The sequence below is a fragment of the Caballeronia sp. AZ10_KS36 genome (assembly GCF_023631105.1).
In the GTDB taxonomy this organism is placed as follows: Bacteria; Pseudomonadota; Gammaproteobacteria; order Burkholderiales; family Burkholderiaceae; genus Caballeronia.
In genome coordinates this window covers 325,620-341,484 of record NZ_JALQDQ010000001.1, presented here as the reverse complement: position 1 = coordinate 341,484, position 15,865 = coordinate 325,620, and the positions used below count along the sequence as shown (strand labels likewise).

The following is a 15,865-nucleotide window of genomic DNA, read 5'->3' as shown; positions in this document are numbered from 1 at the left end:
GCCGGCCTAAAAGCAAAAAGCCCGCGAAGCGATTCGCGGGCTTTTTTTCGTCCGGTGCGCGCTCGAAGGCGCGCAGTCGATCAGAACGGCGACGCTGCCGGCACGCGCCCTCGCGTTCGCGAAGGCTTCGCCAGCTTCGGGCCGAGTTCGCCGTCCATCGAGCGGGAACGCGGCGCGGGCGGCGGCGCTTTGGCTTCGTCGGCGTGAGCGTAGTGAGCTTCCGCGCTGCTCGCGGCCGCCGGCTTGCCGATGCCATCGCGAATCCACTGCTCGCCGAGTTGATGATCCGGCGTCTGGCTGAAGTGCTCGACCAGATGATCGATGAACGTGCGCACCTTCGCGGGCAAGTGCCGCCGGCTCGGATACGCGACGTTGATTTCGACCTGCGGCAACTGATAGTCGCCGAGCAGGCGCACCAGTTGATTGCGGTTCATGTCGTTGCCGATCAGATAGCTCGGCAAGATCGCGATGCCCATGCCGAGCAACGCGAACTGCCGCAGCATCTCGGTGTTGTTCGCGATAATCACGTTCTGCGGACGCACGCGCACTTCGCCGTCCGGACCCGTGAACACGCGCTCGTCGCCCCAATACTCGGACGGCAGGCTCAGGCACGGATGCTCCAGCAAATGTTCAGGCCGCGTCGGCGTGCCGTGCTTTTCGAGATATTCGGGCGTCGCGCACACGGTCATGCAGCCCGTGGTCAGGCGTCGCGTCACGACGCTCGCGCTTTTCACCTGCCGCGCGATGACGATGCCGACATCGAATCCTTCTTCCACGAGATCGACCTGGCGGTCCACCAGCGTCACGTCGGGCACGACTTTCGGATAGCGCTGCGCGTACGTCTGCAACACGGGCGCGAGATTGTGCAGGCCGAACACGACCGGCGCGACAATGCGCAGCGAACCCAGCGGCTCGTGATTGCGCGCGACCACCATCTGTTCGACATCTTCGAGCTCATCGAGAATCTGGCGCGCCCGCTCCAGATACACCTGACCGGACTCCGTGAGCGAAAGGCTGCGCGTCGTGCGGTTGAGCAGACGCGTGCCGAGACGACTTTCGAGATCGGCGACGTGGCGCGTCGCCACCGCGTTCGAGATGTCCATCGCGCTTGCGGCCCGGGCAAAACTGCCGAGATCGGCCACGCGAACGAACACCTTCATCGACTGCAAATGATCCATGGGACAACTCCTGCCGCCACGCGGCTATAAATCGTGCTGCAAGGCAATTCAGAATTATCCTAGGACTCGAAGATTCGTGCAGAAGTTGCGGACCCGCCGTCGTTTTTGGAAAAAATCGTTGAGAAATGCGGGGGACGGAGAAAGATGACCGTTCGGTCATCTTTTCGAAGGAGGAAGGCGCGCCCGGCAGCGTCAGCCACCGGGCGATGCAACGCAGAGTGGATCAGGCAGCGAGACGCTTTTCCATGTCCGCCTTGGCTTCAGGCAGCGCGTCGGGCAGCCCTTGCTGGAGCTTCGCGAACAACTCGTCGTGCAGGGTGAGTTCGTCGCGCCACGCGGCGTCGTTCACCGAGATGACCTGCTGGAACTGCTCGCGCGTGAAATCGAGCGCGCCCCAGTCGATGTCTTCATAACGCGGCGAGATGCCGAACGCGTGTTCCTCGCCGCTCGCCGTGCCTTCGATGCGTCCGACCATCCAGTTCAGCACGCGCATGTTCTCGCCGAAGCCCGGCCACACGAACTTGCCGTCCTCGCCCTTGCGGAACCAGTTGACGCAGAAGAACTTCGGCGGCTTCGCGTTCTGCGCTTGCAGGCGCTCGCCCATCTTCAGCCAATGGCCGAAGTAGTCGCTCATGTTGTAGCCGCAGAATGGCAGCATCGCGAACGGATCGCGGCGCACGACGCCCTGCTGGCCCGCGGCGGCCGCCGTGGTTTCGGAACCCATCGTCGCGGCCATGTAGACGCCTTCGTTCCAGTCGCGCGCCTCGGTCACGAGCGGCACCGTATTGGAGCGCCGTCCGCCGAAGACGAACGCGTCGATCGGCACGCCGGCCGGGTTCTCCCAGTCTGGATCGATTGACGGACACTGCGACGCCGGCGCCGTGAAGCGCGCGTTCGGATGCGCGGCCTTCGCGCCAGTTTCCTTCGCGATCTGCGGCGTCCAGTCGCGGCCCTGCCAGTCGATCAGATGCGCGGGCGGCGTGTCCGTCATGCCTTCCCACCAGACGTCGCCGTCGTCGGTCAGCGCGACGTTCGTGAAGATCACGTTCTCCTTGAGCGTCGCCATCGCGTTGAAGTTGGTCTTTTCGCTCGTGCCCGGCGCGACGCCGAAATAGCCCGCTTCGGGGTTGATCGCGTAGAGACGGCCGTCGCCGCCCGGCTTGATCCAGGCGATGTCGTCGCCGATGGTCGTCACTTTCCAGCCGTTCAGGTCGGAAGGCGGAATCAGCATCGCGAAGTTGGTCTTGCCGCACGCGGACGGGAACGCCGCCGCGACGTGGTACTTGCGCCCTTGCGGCGACGTGACGCCGAGAATCAGCATGTGCTCCGCGAGCCAGCCCTCGTCGCGGCCCATGGTCGATGCAATGCGCAGCGCGAAACACTTCTTGCCGAGCAGCGCGTTGCCGCCGTAGCCCGAGCCGAAGCTCCAGATCTCGCGCGATTCGGGAAAATGCACGATGTACTTGGTGTCGTTGCACGGCCAAGTCACGTCCTTGCGGCCGTCCGCGAGCGGCGCGCCGACCGAGTGAACGCACGGCACGAACTCGCCGTCCGCGCCGAGCACGTCGTACACCTCGCGGCCCATGCGCGTCATGATCCGCATGTTCGTCACGACGTACGGACTATCCGACAGCTCCACGCCGATATGCGCGATAGGCGAGCCGAGCGGGCCCATCGAAAACGGCACGACGTACATCGTGCGGCCGCGCATGGCGCCGTCGAAGAGGCCGTCGAGCGTCGTGCGCATTTCCTGCGGGTCGATCCAGTTGTTCGTCGGGCCGGCGTCTTCCCGACGCTGCGAGCAGATGAACGTGCGATCCTCGACGCGCGCCACGTCCGACGGATCGGAGCACGCGAGATACGAGTTCGGGCGCTTCTCGGGATTGAGCTTCTTCATGGTGCCGGCGGCGACCATCTGTGCGCAGAGCCGGTCGTACTCCTCTTGCGAGCCGTCGCACCAGACGATGCGTTCCGGCTTGGTGAGCGCCGCGACGCGTTGAACCCATTCGATCAGTCTTGCGTGCCGGACATAGGCCGGCGCTTCGACGTCGATGGCATTGTTATTGTTTTGTTCGACTACTGCGGGCTGGTTCATCGAGTTGTCTCCGTTCTTCTGCAATGAAAAACCGTGCGCCCGGACGCTGCGTGCGAGAGGCGTTTCGACGGGACCGCAGGCGCTTCACGCGACAGTGCTTACGCGAATGCGGTCGACCGGCCGAGTGCGGCGTCCTCGGGGCGTGACTCTTGCTGACCTCCCGGCGCTTCCTGCAGTGGCTTGCGCCGCAAAGGAACAAACTGTTAAAAAGAGATACTAAGCGGCCTGTCCCGTTGCTGATTACCGTGTTTTCCGCAATGGGCGCCGCGATTTTCACTTTTCGACGCGGACCTTTATCCGCCGCCGAATGAGGGGAATCAAGCGGGAATCAAGCGGGAATCAAGCATAACACCGCATGGCAGCGAGACATTGACGCTGCGCATAAAGCACAGGTTTCGGCGGAATTGCACGGATTTATCGGTAATTACCCGAAGTTAATTCGCACTTCTTTCAATCGCCGGTTCGACGACGCAGCAGGTTTAATGCCCAACAATACGCAATCACACTCCATGAAAATCGCCATTCTCGACGACTACCAGGACGCCGTTCGGAAGCTCGACTGCTTCCATCTGCTCGATGACCATGAGGTGAAGGTCTTCAATAACACGGTGCGCGGGCTCGGACAGTTGGCTAGCAGACTGTCGGAAGTGGACGCGCTGGTACTCATTCGTGAACGCACCCGCATTAGTTCGCAGTTGCTCGATAAGTGCCCGAAATTGCGCATGATCAGCCAGACGGGCCGCGCGGGCGGCGGCCACATCGACATCGACGCGTGTACGGAGCGCGGAATCGCGGTACTGGAAGGAACCGGTTCACCCGTCGCGCCGGCCGAACTGACGTGGGCGCTCATCATGGCGGCGCAGCGGCGCATTCCGCAGTACGTCGCGAACCTGAAGCAGGGCGCGTGGCAGCAGTCGGGATTGAAGACGTCCGCGCTGCCGCCGAATTTCGGGCTCGGGCAAGTGCTGCGCGGCCAGACGCTCGGCATCTGGGGCTACGGGAAAATCGGCAGGCTCGTGGCGGGCTACGGCAAGGCGTTCGGCATGAACGTGCTGGTCTACGGCCGCGAGCACTCGCAGGAGGCGGCGCGCGAAGACGGCGTGGCGATCGCGGAAAGCCGTGAGATGCTGTTCGAGCAGAGCGACGTGCTGACCGTGCATCTGCGTCTGAACGACGAAACGCGCGCCATCGTCAAAACGGACGATCTCATGCGCATGAAACCGACTGCGCTCTTCGTCAACACGAGCCGCGCCGAATTGCTCGAAGAGAACGCGCTCCTGAATTCGCTGCATCACAACCGGCCGGGCATGGTCGCGGTGGACGTCTACGAAAGCGAGCCGATTCTGCAAGGCTACGGCCTCTTGCGCATGGAAAACGTGATCTGCACGCCGCACATCGGCTACGTGGAGCGCGAAAGCTACGAGCTGTACTTCAGCGCGGCGTTCAAGAATATTCTGGCGTTCGATGCTGGCGATATGTCGAGCGTGGCGAATCCCGAGGCGCTTCAGCACGCGCGCCGCCGTTGACGCTCAGAGCGTCGACACGTCGATAGCCGGCTCGCAGCGCACCAGGAAATTCACCGAATTCGCGATGAAGCAGTACCGGTGCGCCTCTTCATGCAGCCGCGCGGCGAGTGCCGCGTCCCCGCCCGCGCCGATGGTCACCTTCGGGGCGCAGCAGCACATCGACGAAGCGCCCGCTTCCGCCGCGCTCTTCCTGCATCGTGCCGATGGCTTCATCGACATAGGCGGTGACGACGACCTTGTTCGTCGCGCACAGGTGCAGATACCAGAGCATGTGGCACGACGAGAGCGACGCCACGAACAACTCCTCCGGATTGTGACGCGCGGCGTCGCCGCGAAACGCCGGATCGCTCGATGCCTCGATCGCGGGCTTCGTGCCGACGCGCACGAGATGGTCGCGCGAGTACGCGTCGTAGGCGGATGTGCCAGAGCCGAGATCGCCGGTCCACGCGACGGTCAGTTCATAGCGATGCAGCTTCGACACGGCATGCCTCCATAGAGACTCAGGCGAGATGCGACGCGGTTTCCAGAAGACGCGGCAGGCGTTCCAGGAAGTCTTCGCCGTCCTCGCGACCCAGGTCGTAAGCATGCTCCATCTGCGACGGGCTCGTATAGTCCCAGCTCGAAATCGGCACCTTGCGCGACGGCTGCACGTAAAGACGCCGCTGCTCCCCGTGCGGCACGACGAACATGCGCTCGCGCGGATACAGCCGCGTGACCATCACGAGCACCATGCCCGGCGACGCGTCGAGCGCGGAAACCGGCACGTTGTCGACCATGCCGCCGTCGAGCACCGGACGCCCGTTGCGACGCAGGATCGGCGTGAAAGGCGGCGTGCTCGACGATTGCAGAATGAGGTCGGCCAGGTCTTCGATCGTCGCGCATTCCTGCGCCGTCACGAACTCGGGATGAAAGCCGAGCGCCTGACCGAGCGTCGGATGCAGCGTCTTGCGCACGTATTTTTCGATGTTATAGGCGATCAGGCCCGCCGCCACGGCGCTGCGCGCGCCGAGCCAGCGCGGCAGATGCGACACGCCGATGCGAATCTCCGGCGCCGATGCCAGTTCGTCGAAGCGATCCGCGAAGATATCGAGCAGCGCCTGGCGGTAGATGCGGTAGTGCGGAAACACGGACTGGCCGCGCAGCAGATTGCCCCAGTAGGCGTTTCGCGTGTTGTCGCGCAGGACGTCCGCGTAATAGCGCATGACCCAGCGCGCATCGTTGGTGTAGAGCATGCAGGCGGTGGCCGCGCCCGCCGAAATGCCCGCGATGATCCGCGGACGCAGGTCCAGCTCCGGCTGCACGACGTTCCAGAACCCGGCTTGCCACCAGCAGCGGTTGCCGCCGCCGGCGAATACGACTTGATCGAACATTGCTTACTGGTCTTTGTTGATGAGCGCGTAGGTGGTCGTGGCGTGGGCGGCGAGTTCGCCTTTGTCGTCGTGCATGTCGATTTCGCCGAAGACGAGATTGCGTCCGCGCCGCATCACGCGGGCCGTGACGAGCACGTCGCCGGACTTCACCGGGCGCATGAACGTGGTGTTGAGCGAGACGGTGGTCATCGGCGAGAAACCGCCCATGACGTGCGATATGGCGACGACCATCGCGGTATCCGCGGCGGCCATGAACACCTGACCGCAGATGACGCCGCCCGCGTGACGCAGATGCTCCGAGTACGGCAGACGCAGCGTGACGGAGTCGGTCCCGATGGCTTCGGGCGCGAGCGACAGTTCGCGGACCCACGGCGCGAGGATGCTGTCCAGCAACGCGCGGATGGCGGCTTCGTCCATGTCTTCCTGTTCCGTGATGAGTTGACGAATCGAACGATGGTTCGGCGATGCGTCATGATAACGGCTGTCGTGGCGCGCGATGTTCGGCGCGTGGGTCGTTGCGGCGTCGGATTTTCGCGCGGAGGGCTTGCGCTTTTCGAAATATTGCCGCTATAATTTCGCTTCTGTTGGGGCGTTAGCTCAGTTGGTAGAGCAGCGGACTCTTAATCCGTAGGTCGAGTGTTCGAGTCACTCACGCCCCACCAAGGAATTCCTAAGCCCGGTTAGCGAAAGCTGACCGGGCTTTTTGCTTCGTATCAGACCACCTCCGCGCCCCGCTTCACCAAAAGCTCCCGCAGCACCGACCGGTGACACCGCGCCTCATTCTCGCAGTAGCACCCGACCGACAAATTCGTCGTATGCGACAGCGCCGCGAGCAGATCGAGCGACCTGCTCGCCTCCGGCGTCGCCATCTCCGCTTTGTATTTCCGCACGAAGGCGCTCCACTCCTTCTCCGTCTGCGCGCTCAGCGCCTCCGCCACCCGTTCCGCCGATGGCGCCAGGTTCGGGTACCACACATCATAGAAGTTGCGGCTCGCGAACTCGGCTTTCGGCACGCCGCGCGGCGGCCGGCGAACGGTGCCGATGCGCAAGCCTTCGTTGTCGGCGCGCGGTGAGCCGAGCCGCACGATTCGAATCGCCATACTCCGTCTCCTCGTTGTGGTCGTCACAGCATAACCGCCGCCGACGCGTTCGAGCGCGATCCGTCGCGTTCCCGTATCGTTTCGGATTATTCTTCGTTCGCTTACTTCCGGAACACGACGTGCCCGCCGATCCCGCCCAATCCGCACCCCGCGACCCCGATGCGCCGATGACTCCTCGCGAGCGACGCGGCATGGCCGCCATTCTGCTCGCCGTCGCGCTGGCGACACTCGATACCGCCATCGCGAATACCGCGCTGCCCGCCATTGCCGCCGACCTCGGCTCGACGCCCGCGGCCTCCGTCTGGATCATCAACGCGTACCAGCTCGCGATGGTCGCCACGCTGCTGCCGTTCGCGGCGCTCGGCGGCATCGTCGGGCATCGGCGCGTTTATCTCGGCGGGCTCGTCGTGTTCACGATCGCATCCGCGATATGCGCGTTCTCGTGGTCGCTGCCGACGCTCGTCGCCGCGCGCCTGCTGCAAGGGCTCGGCGCGAGCGCCATCATGAGCGTCAATACGGCGCTCATCAGCGCGCTGTTTCCGCTGCACCGGCTCGGGCGCGGCGTCGGACTCAACGCGCTGATCGTCGGCATGTCGTTCGCGATCGGGCCGACGGTGGCGTCCATCGTGCTGTCGCTCGGAGCATGGCCGTGGCTCTTCGCGGTGAATCTGCCGGTCGGCGTGCTCGCGCTTTTCATCGCGTGGCCCGCGCTGCCGCAGACGAAGCGCAGCGCGCACGGCTTCGATCGCGTGGCGGCGGCGCTCAACGTCGTCACGTTCGCGTCGCTCATCTTCGCGCTCGGCGAAGCGGCGCAGCGCGCGCCGTCGCGCACGGTGCTCGCGGCGCTGGCCGTTGCGCTCGTCGCGGGCGCGCTGATGCTTCGACGCGAGCACGGCCATCCCGCGCCGATGCTGCCCGTCGATCTCTTCCGACGCCCGATGTTCGCGCTCTCGACGATGACCGCCGTCTGCTCGTTCGCCGCGCAAGGACTCGCGTTCGTGTCGCTGCCGTTTTACTTCGAGACTGTCCTCGGCCGCACGCAGGTGGAAACCGGCTTTCTGATGACGCCGTGGTCGGTGCTCGTCGCGTTGATGGCGCCCATCGCGGGGCGCTTGTCCGACCGCTATCCGCCGGGTCTGCTCGGCGGCATCGGGCTCGCCGTTCTGTGCGCGGGCATGGTGTCGCTCGCGGCGCTGCCCGCCAATCCGCATGCGCTGGATATCTGCATCCGCATGTCGATTTGCGGTGCGGGCTTCGGCTTTTTTCAGTCGCCGAATCTGAAGGCGTTCATGGCCAGCGCGCCGCGCGAACGAAGCGGCGGCGCGAGCGGCGTAGTCGCGACGGCGCGGCTCGTCGGGCAGGCGACGGGCGCGGCGCTCGTGGCGCTGTGCTTCGGCATCGCGGGAAAGCACGGTCCGGCGCTCGCGCTTTCGCTGGGCGCGGGCTTTGCCGGAGCGGCGAGCGTCGCGAGCGGGCTAAGGCTGGTGACGCGTGATGCCGGCACGGCGGCGGGGATGGCGCGGGAGTGAGTTGGAGGCGCGCAGATGCGCCGCTCGTGACGTGCGAAACCGGCACCGCCTCGGCTTGCGTCGCGCAGGCCTAGATTGAGGCGCTTCGATTCGCCGCTCGTCACGCGGCGCAGAAGTGAACGACGGCGCTCAACCGTGATAGCGACGCGACGTCGGCGACCGTGGTACGCGAGTGGCTCGAAAGCGCGCAACCGCGATGCGCGCGCGACCTCGCTGACACGGCACGCGACCACGTCGAAAGGCCCGCCGCTCAGATCCGCCGCACCTTCACCTTGCGCCCTTTCAGCTTCCCGGCGCCGAGCCTGCGGATAGCGTCATCGGCGATGCCGCGCTCCACCGCCACGTAAGTCACCATATCCATCACGTTGATCTTGCCGATCTGCGCGCCGTCGAAGCCTGCTTCGCCGGTCAGCGCGCCCAGCACGTCGCCGGGGCGGATCTTGTCCTTGCGTCCGCCGAGAATCTGCAACGTGGCCATCGGCGGCTTCAGATGCCCCGGTTCCGCCGACGTCAGTTCCGACAACGGATGCCATTCCACTTCCGCACGCTGCGCTTCTTCGATCGCGCCCACGCGCCCCATTTCGTCCATGCTCGCGAGCGACAGCGCCCAGCCCTCCTCGCCCGCGCGCCCCGTGCGGCCGATGCGATGCACATGCACTTCCGGGTCCGGCGTCACGTCGACGTTGATGACCGCTTCCAGTTGCGCGATGTCGAGCCCGCGCGCCGCCACGTCGGTCGCGACGAGCACGGAGCAACTGCGATTGGCGAACTGCACGAGCACCTGATCGCGTTCCCGCTGTTCGAGCTCACCATGCAGCGTGAGCGCCTCGAAGCCTTGCGCGCGCAGCACGTCGAGCAGGTCGCGGCATTGCTGCTTGGTGTTGCAGAACGCGAGCGTGCTTACCGGACGATAGTGATCCAGCAACAGCCCGACGGCGTGCAGCCGCTCGTGGTCTTCCACCTGATAGAACCGCTGCTTGATCTTGGCATTGCTGTGCTGCTCAGTGAGCTTGATTTCGCGCGGATTGCGCAGGAACTGCTGGCTCAGTTTCGCGATGCCTTCGGGATACGTCGCGGAAAAGAGCAGCGTCTGCCGGTCCTTCGGGCACTGCCGCGCGACGGACGCGATATCGTCGAAGAAGCCCATGTCGAGCATGCGATCGGCTTCGTCGAGGACGAGCGTGCGGACCCCGGCGAGCGAAAGCGTTTCGCGCTGCAGATGATCCATGATGCGCCCCGGCGTTCCCACGACGATATGCGCGCCGTGCTCGAGACTCGCGATCTGCGGACGCATGGGCGTTCCGCCGCACAGCGTCAGCACCTTCACGTTTTCTTCCGCGCGCGCGAGGCGGCGAATTTCCTGCGTGACCTGATCGGCGAGTTCGCGCGTCGGGCAGAGCACGAGCGCCTGCACGGCGAACTGCTTCGCATCGAGCCGCGCGAGCAGCGGCAAGGTGAAGGCCGCAGTCTTGCCGCTGCCGGTTTTCGCCTGCGCGATGAGGTCGTGCCCGGCGAGCGCATGCGGCAGGCTTGCGGCCTGAATCGGCGTCATCGACGTGTAGCCGAGTTGTTGCAGGTTCGCCTGCATCGCCGGGGAAAGCGGCAGGTTGGCGAAGGAAGTGTCGGTGGTCATGGCGTTAATGCGAGCCTCGCGGCGGGATGTCGCTGACTTGTTCGTAGGAGACGGCGCCCTCGGGCGACTCGTGGCGCGTCACGTAGTTGCGCGCGCCGCACATCGGGCAGCGGAACAGCAGACCTTGGCCTTCGTTTTTGATGACGACGTCCGAGGGCTGCCATTCCGCTTGGCAGGACTGGTTTCGGCAGGTGAACATGGGGAAGTTCTCTTGATTGCGATCCGCGCGGGTGCGCCCGCGCAAGATGGATTGGCTCGAAGCCGAAGTGTACGCGGGTTGGGGCGGGCGCTTCGGGGATTAGAGGGGGCGCGGTTGTCCGCGGAAGACTTGGGTGCGATGCCAGGCGACGGGCGCCGCTGCGGTGGCAGTGCGGCAAGCCAGCTCGGCATTGCCACTGGCTTCAAGCCAGCGTGCGAATGGTCCCGAGGTGAGAAACGGCGTGCTACGACCGGCAGCATTGCATCGTGCGGGCTATCGACGTGCTGACGGCGACGCTGGATGAGTACGCAGAATTCGACAGCGAACTCGAGATGATTCGGGCGACGTATCGCGCGAAGCGCGCATTCAACGAACTGCTCGCAAAACAGTTGTAAAGTTCTCCGTATGCCGTGATGGGCTGATAACCGCTATCTGGGTGCAGGTAGCCCATTGCGGGCCTGCAAAAACCGGCCGCAAGTTCTGAATTCAACGGCGTTATGGCAGTCCGGGCGGCATGCCCGGCGGCATCCACAACACAACATTCGCCTGCTTCTAATCAACTGGAAGCCGTAAATCTTCACGCCCCGCAAGACAAACGTTTGCGCAGAAGCTTGAACTACGACGTTTGAGGCTTTTCCTCTTCAAACTTCGGAGGAATATGCCGTAATATTAGGCCAATAAAGGTAATGGCCTGTCGGCGGTCGGCGACGTGCCGTTAGATTCACCACCGACGCCCGCGCGGATACGCGTGGTGCGTACGTTGTAAGAAGCCAAGCCCGTTGTCGGGGAGACCGAAGTTGAATATCCAGTCGTTATTTGCTGGCGTGCCGACGCCCGCTCTTGTCACGGGCGCGTCCCTGGCCACTCTTGTCGTTGCTGTCATTGCATTTTTCTTCGGCCCGGCAATAAGGCATTTGCTTCGCCTAAGCTCTATCCAGCGGCGCATAAAAGCGTTCGACAGCGGAGACTATCCTTCGCAGTTCGAAGCGGCATTCGCCGGCGACCGTCGGCTCGCGCATCTTTGGAATGAATACGCAGAATCACTGCATGTCCAGCGTGAAGAGCGCGACGGACAAATGGTGGTGCGCGCCGTCCGTGCCACGGTCCCTGCCGAGTTGTACTTCAACAGTCAGGTTGTCGTCGACAGCCGTTTGCGCACGGAATTTTTCAAGCACGTTCCCGGGATTTTTACCGGCGTCGGGATTATCGGAACGTTCAGCGGACTCATAGAGGGCCTTCACGCATTTCAGGTCAGCGAGAACGCGGCAACCGTGCGCGGTAGTCTCGAGTCACTCATGCATTCCGTAGGAGAGGCGTTCCTTGTTTCGGCCTCAGCAATCGCCGCGGCGATGTTAACCACGCTGTTCGAGAAACTCCTCCTTGCCTCACTGTACCGACGTACCGAGGAGATCGCTCATGCAATCGACGCGTGCTTTGAGGCCGGAGCCGGCGAGGAGTACCTCGCGCGTCTGGTGAAGGCATCGGAAGAGTCGGCCAGTCAATCCAAAATCCTCAAGGATGCACTCGTCAAAGAGATGGGCGAGCTGTTGCGCGAGTTGACCAGCGCGCAGATCGAGGCGAGCAAGGAGCATTACGCGCTCGCCGCTGAGGCCGGCCGCCAGAACAATGCCGCTCTTGGGCAAGCTATTGCGGAAAGCATCCAGCAAGGTCTCAAAGGACCGCTCGAAGAAATCGCAGCGACGGTTAAAACCGCTAGTGGTGACCAGAGCGCAAGCGCCGGGCGGATGCTGCAAGATGTAATGACGAGCTTCAGCCAACGGTTGAATGATCTGTTCGGAGGTCAGATTTCGGGCCTTACCGAGCTCAACCAACAAACCGCCCAAAGCATTCAGCAGGCCGTCAGCACCCTGCACACGTTGGTAGCGAACATCGAAGCTTCCAGTCAGCGTTCGACGGATGCAATGGCGCAGCGCATGGCCGAGGCCATCGAAAAGATGGAATCTCGACAAGAGGCGATGAACGCGCAATCAGCCGCATTCGTCGAGCAGCTGCGCCAACTGGTCGCGACATCTCAGTCGGAGACCAATCTGAAATTGCAGACGACGCTGGAAACGCTTGGCACGCACGTCGGGGAAATGCTGACCGCGCTGAGCGGCGCGCAAGCAGAGGTATTCGAAAGTAACCGAGCTCGCGAAAGCGCCATGGCTGAACGGACGACCGGGGCCGTTACAGCGATGTCCGAATCCGTCGATGCTGTTGTCAAGGAACTGAGTTCGGCCACTGCGCAAATGGCGCAAAGTGTGAACGCTTTGACTCAGTCCACAGCGTCATCCGTGGACCGCATGCACGCTGGCGTCGAAGCATTGGGCACGGCGTCGCGCAACTTCGCTGCGGCGGGCGAGCGAGTCGCCGGCGTCATCGGTCAAACCGCCGACGTTTCAACCAAGCTCGCTGCGACGGCCGGGCAATTGTCGAGCGGTGCGGGTGCAATCCAGGAGCTGCTCGGCGACTATCGCGCTCACCGCGATAGCATCGGTCGACTTGTCACCGAGTTGCGTGCCACTGTCGAGGCAGCGAAAAAGGAGGCCGCGTTGACCGGCGACATTCTCAATCGCATCGAGACATCCACCCGACACCTTGGCGCGGCGCAGAAACAGGCTGACGAATACCTCGCTGGCGTGAGTCGCGTTCTGGCCGACGCACACGGCGCCTTCGCGACCGAAGTCAAGCGCACGCTCGATAAGACAAACACCGAGTTCCATACAAAACTGACTTCCGCAGTCGGGTTGTTGTCTTCCGCAGTGGGTGAGCTGGAGGTGACGCTTGCCTCTATGGGAACCTTGGCGCCTGCGAGGAGGTAAGCGATGTTTGGACGTCAATTCGTCGTCAGGCGCGGAGGCCGTGATGAGGCGGAGAAGCCCTTTTGGATTTCTTTTGCTGACCTGATGACCGCGCTGATGGTCCTCTTTCTCGTTGTCATGGGGGTAGCTTTGCTCGCCGTGACAAAGAATGTAACGGAGAAAGAAAAGCGTGAAGAGCAGCATAGGAAAGACATCGAGCTTATCCTGGACCGGTTTCAAAGCGCAGCGAAGCGGTACAACGGCATCAAAATTGACCGTGACCGGCACGTTATTGACTTTGGGGATCGTGCGCGCTTTGCGTTTGGAAAATCAAATCTGGCGCCCGAACAGGAAGCAGTGCTGCGTCAATTCGTCCCCGAAATCCTGACGTTGGCGAACGGTGATTTGGGCAAGCGTGTATTAAAACGCGTGGTTGTCGAAGGCTACACGGACAGAACCGGCACATACCTGAGCAATCTCAACCTCAGCCTTCAGCGCAGTGAGCGGGTGCTGTGCAGCATGTTTGCAACGGCGGGTGCGAGTCCGCTCGTAGAGGATCAGAAGGAAGACGTACGGAATCTGTTTCTCGTCGGCGGCTATTCGTTCAATGACTCAAAAGAGACGGACGAGGAGAGCCGTCGCGTTGAAATGCGTCTTGAGTTTCTGGGGGTTGGCGAAGATAGAGCTCCGGCACCGGTGCAACTGGGGAATTTTGGCGACTGCGCACTGCGATGAATGCTCTCAATTACCTCGCGTCCTTACTGCAATCGTCCGTCATCGAGGAAGGACACTCGGTCCAATTGAGCGGAGAAATCGACGCGCTCATCGAAAAGCTGAAAGCGCGCGCGAAATCAGCTGGCGGCCGGGCGCCCGTCCACGACCTTCAGCTCGATGCGGTCAGGCGGTACTGGGATAGCCAGGAGGTGCCTTCGTATCGCGACGCATACTTACTGTCGTTTGGCTTATGCATTCCGCACCGCCCAAAGGGTCAGTGCGTCATGGAGGACCGACCTCGCTTTCAACGCGTCATCGACAGTGTAGACGGCTACAGAGGTAAGACTGCCTCATACAGGCGCTGCTATCAAGGACTTGCAAAGAGCTACTTTGCTTATGATGTAGACGCGCCGAATGTCGCGCCGGCCGGAAAGAAGAACTGGTTAACTCTTCGCGACTATCTCCACGACCGTAACCGTGACATACGAGACACCAGACCAGGGCCCGGGTGGGTCGACACGGCAATCGAGAATCGGCAACTTTTCGATGAATCGCCCTGCGCTCCCTATGTCAGCCAGTTACTGCGCGGCGACGAATCGCATATCGACCGAATTTGTGAGCAGCTGCAAATCGGAAAGGAGTCGTGGTTTCTGCGCCAGCTCGTGCTGACGCAGGTCGAAGGTGCAACGAAGCTTCGTGACAACGAGTTCGTCAGCCTGCTCCCTCGCTTGCTCGGCCTGCTGGCCCATAACGAGGTGCTCCGCGACCGAGGAACCATTCTGGTCCTTGACCGATATGCCCGTGTCTCCCGCACCCCGCTCCATCCCGGACTTCGCGACCATGCTGTCACCTGGTGGGGCAATCCGTGGCTGCCCTCGAATGCGACGCGTTGGGGCGGCGTCGCGCCCGCGGCTCGAGCGATGGTCTCTGATTGGCTAAAGCTCGAATTTATCGAGACCTTCTTTACAAAGCTGGCGGAGGACGGGCTGGCCGACCGTCGCCGAATGGAGTTCTGGAAGCGATATGTCAAATCCATTGACAACATCGAATTTGCACTAGGCTCAACGGCACGCAATTCTCATGAACCTGATCTCGTCGCGCTGCGCAGGAAAATGAAGGGGCTGACTCGCGACCTCGACGCCTCTGGTGCCAACAACGCTTTCATCATGAGGATGGGTAGGTTAGTGGCCGTGGAGTTCAGTGGCCTCGGAAACGCGTTTTATGGCTACGACGCCAGTCGCTCGCTGCCCTTCGATACGCGTCAGACATTAAAGCTCGCGAAAGACGATTGGAATTCGCTAAAGCATTCAAACTGCATGCTGTGGCTCAACCATCAGGATGGCATTCGCGGCTGGAGTCGCTGGGAGGATAGGTTCGAGGAAAAGCTTCGTGAGGGTTTCAATATCCTCCCCTCCGTCGATACTTCAGGTTCTTCTACAAGAAGCCAAGCTGCTAATGAACGTTCGCGCCCGGCGAATGTGGGCTCGTCTCGCGAGAATATTCGCTCGACGCAAAATCACACTGCAACTCACGAATCGTACTCGCATGTCGCGTTGAAGCGATTCGCCGCAATCCATGGTTTGCAAATCGATGACAGGACTGCGCTTGGCGGAAACTTGTGGGTCCGTGGAGACGAGGATGACGAGCATATCGGCCAAGTTCTGGCGGATTGGGGCTTTCATGCAAAGCCGGGCAAAGGCTGGTGGAAATAAGGCGAAAC

At 62.5% G+C, this 15,865-nt stretch carries 13 protein-coding genes, 1 tRNA gene and 1 pseudogene; 7 read left to right on the top strand and 8 right to left on the bottom strand.

The window, feature by feature from the left end; all coding sequences use genetic code 11:
- Positions 1-80: 80 nt before the first annotated feature.
- The gene (locus tag NCR35_RS01600; RefSeq protein WP_250532766.1) at positions 81-1,178 is read right to left on the bottom strand and encodes a transcriptional regulator GvmR; all 1,098 of its coding nucleotides are present in this window, start codon (positions 1,176-1,178) and stop codon (positions 81-83) included.
- A gap of 223 nt (positions 1,179-1,401) precedes the next feature.
- Positions 1,402-3,273 carry a phosphoenolpyruvate carboxykinase (GTP) gene (locus tag NCR35_RS01595; RefSeq protein ID WP_250532765.1) on the bottom strand — a complete coding sequence of 624 codons (1,872 nt, stop codon included), beginning with the start codon at positions 3,271-3,273 and terminating at the stop codon, positions 1,402-1,404.
- 509 nt (positions 3,274-3,782) lie between these two features.
- Here NCR35_RS01595 and NCR35_RS01590 point away from each other — a divergent pair.
- Positions 3,783-4,799: a D-2-hydroxyacid dehydrogenase family protein gene (locus tag NCR35_RS01590; protein ID WP_175938885.1), complete on the top strand. Its 1,017-nt coding sequence runs from the start codon at positions 3,783-3,785 to the stop codon at positions 4,797-4,799.
- 3 nt (positions 4,800-4,802) lie between these two features.
- Here NCR35_RS01590 and NCR35_RS01585 read toward each other — a convergent pair.
- The 3 genes and pseudogenes from NCR35_RS01585 to NCR35_RS01575 all read right to left on the bottom strand — a co-directional run bounded on the left by NCR35_RS01585 (position 4,803) and on the right by NCR35_RS01575 (position 6,586).
- Positions 4,803-5,280: pseudogene (locus NCR35_RS01585) on the bottom strand (OsmC family protein).
- 19 nt (positions 5,281-5,299) lie between these two features.
- Positions 5,300-6,169 (bottom strand): patatin-like phospholipase family protein, encoded by an 870-nt coding sequence (locus NCR35_RS01580; RefSeq protein ID WP_250532764.1) that lies wholly within the window; start codon positions 6,167-6,169, stop codon positions 5,300-5,302.
- A gap of 3 nt (positions 6,170-6,172) precedes the next feature.
- Positions 6,173-6,586 (bottom strand): PaaI family thioesterase, encoded by a 414-nt coding sequence (locus NCR35_RS01575; RefSeq protein ID WP_250532763.1) that lies wholly within the window; start codon positions 6,584-6,586, stop codon positions 6,173-6,175.
- A 169-nt stretch (positions 6,587-6,755) separates the two neighbouring features.
- Here NCR35_RS01575 and NCR35_RS01570 point away from each other — a divergent pair.
- Positions 6,756-6,831, top strand: a tRNA-Lys gene (locus tag NCR35_RS01570).
- A 51-nt stretch (positions 6,832-6,882) separates the two neighbouring features.
- Here the strand turns inward: NCR35_RS01570 and NCR35_RS01565 are convergent.
- Positions 6,883-7,269: a DUF488 domain-containing protein gene (locus NCR35_RS01565; protein ID WP_250532761.1), complete on the bottom strand. Its 387-nt coding sequence runs from the start codon at positions 7,267-7,269 to the stop codon at positions 6,883-6,885.
- A 167-nt stretch (positions 7,270-7,436) separates the two neighbouring features.
- On the opposite strand from NCR35_RS01565, the gene NCR35_RS01560 reads away from it, so the two are divergent.
- Positions 7,437-8,798, top strand: coding sequence for an MFS transporter (locus tag NCR35_RS01560; protein ID WP_250532760.1), 1,362 nt, complete (start codon positions 7,437-7,439; stop codon positions 8,796-8,798).
- A gap of 250 nt (positions 8,799-9,048) precedes the next feature.
- Here the strand turns inward: NCR35_RS01560 and dbpA are convergent, their stop codons facing one another.
- Together dbpA and NCR35_RS01550 are read right to left on the bottom strand one after the other, a co-directional pair.
- The gene (gene dbpA / locus NCR35_RS01555) at positions 9,049-10,431 is read right to left on the bottom strand and encodes an ATP-dependent RNA helicase DbpA (RefSeq protein WP_250532759.1); all 1,383 of its coding nucleotides are present in this window, start codon (positions 10,429-10,431) and stop codon (positions 9,049-9,051) included.
- A gap of 4 nt (positions 10,432-10,435) precedes the next feature.
- A complete protein-coding gene (locus NCR35_RS01550) occupies positions 10,436-10,630 on the bottom strand; it encodes a hypothetical protein (RefSeq protein WP_244847619.1) in 195 nt (64 codons plus the stop codon).
- Positions 10,631-10,896: 266 nt separating this feature from the next.
- On the opposite strand from NCR35_RS01550, the gene NCR35_RS29865 reads away from it, so the two are divergent.
- The 4 genes from NCR35_RS29865 to NCR35_RS01535 all read left to right on the top strand — a co-directional run bounded on the left by NCR35_RS29865 (position 10,897) and on the right by NCR35_RS01535 (position 15,857).
- Positions 10,897-11,025, top strand: coding sequence for a hypothetical protein (locus NCR35_RS29865; protein WP_284502798.1), 129 nt, complete (start codon positions 10,897-10,899; stop codon positions 11,023-11,025).
- Positions 11,026-11,427: 402 nt separating this feature from the next.
- Positions 11,428-13,452 carry an anti-phage ZorAB system protein ZorA gene (zorA, locus tag NCR35_RS01545; RefSeq protein WP_250532758.1) on the top strand — a complete coding sequence of 675 codons (2,025 nt, stop codon included), beginning with the start codon at positions 11,428-11,430 and terminating at the stop codon, positions 13,450-13,452.
- Between the two features lie 3 nt (positions 13,453-13,455).
- On the top strand, positions 13,456-14,166 hold the full coding sequence (locus NCR35_RS01540; protein WP_250532757.1) for an OmpA/MotB family protein: 711 nt from the start codon (positions 13,456-13,458) through the stop codon (positions 14,164-14,166).
- Positions 14,163-15,857 carry an EH signature domain-containing protein gene (locus tag NCR35_RS01535; RefSeq protein ID WP_250532756.1) on the top strand — a complete coding sequence of 565 codons (1,695 nt, stop codon included), beginning with the start codon at positions 14,163-14,165 and terminating at the stop codon, positions 15,855-15,857. The genes NCR35_RS01540 and NCR35_RS01535 overlap by 4 nt, the downstream gene beginning before the upstream one ends.
- Positions 15,858-15,865: the final 8 nt, after the last annotated feature.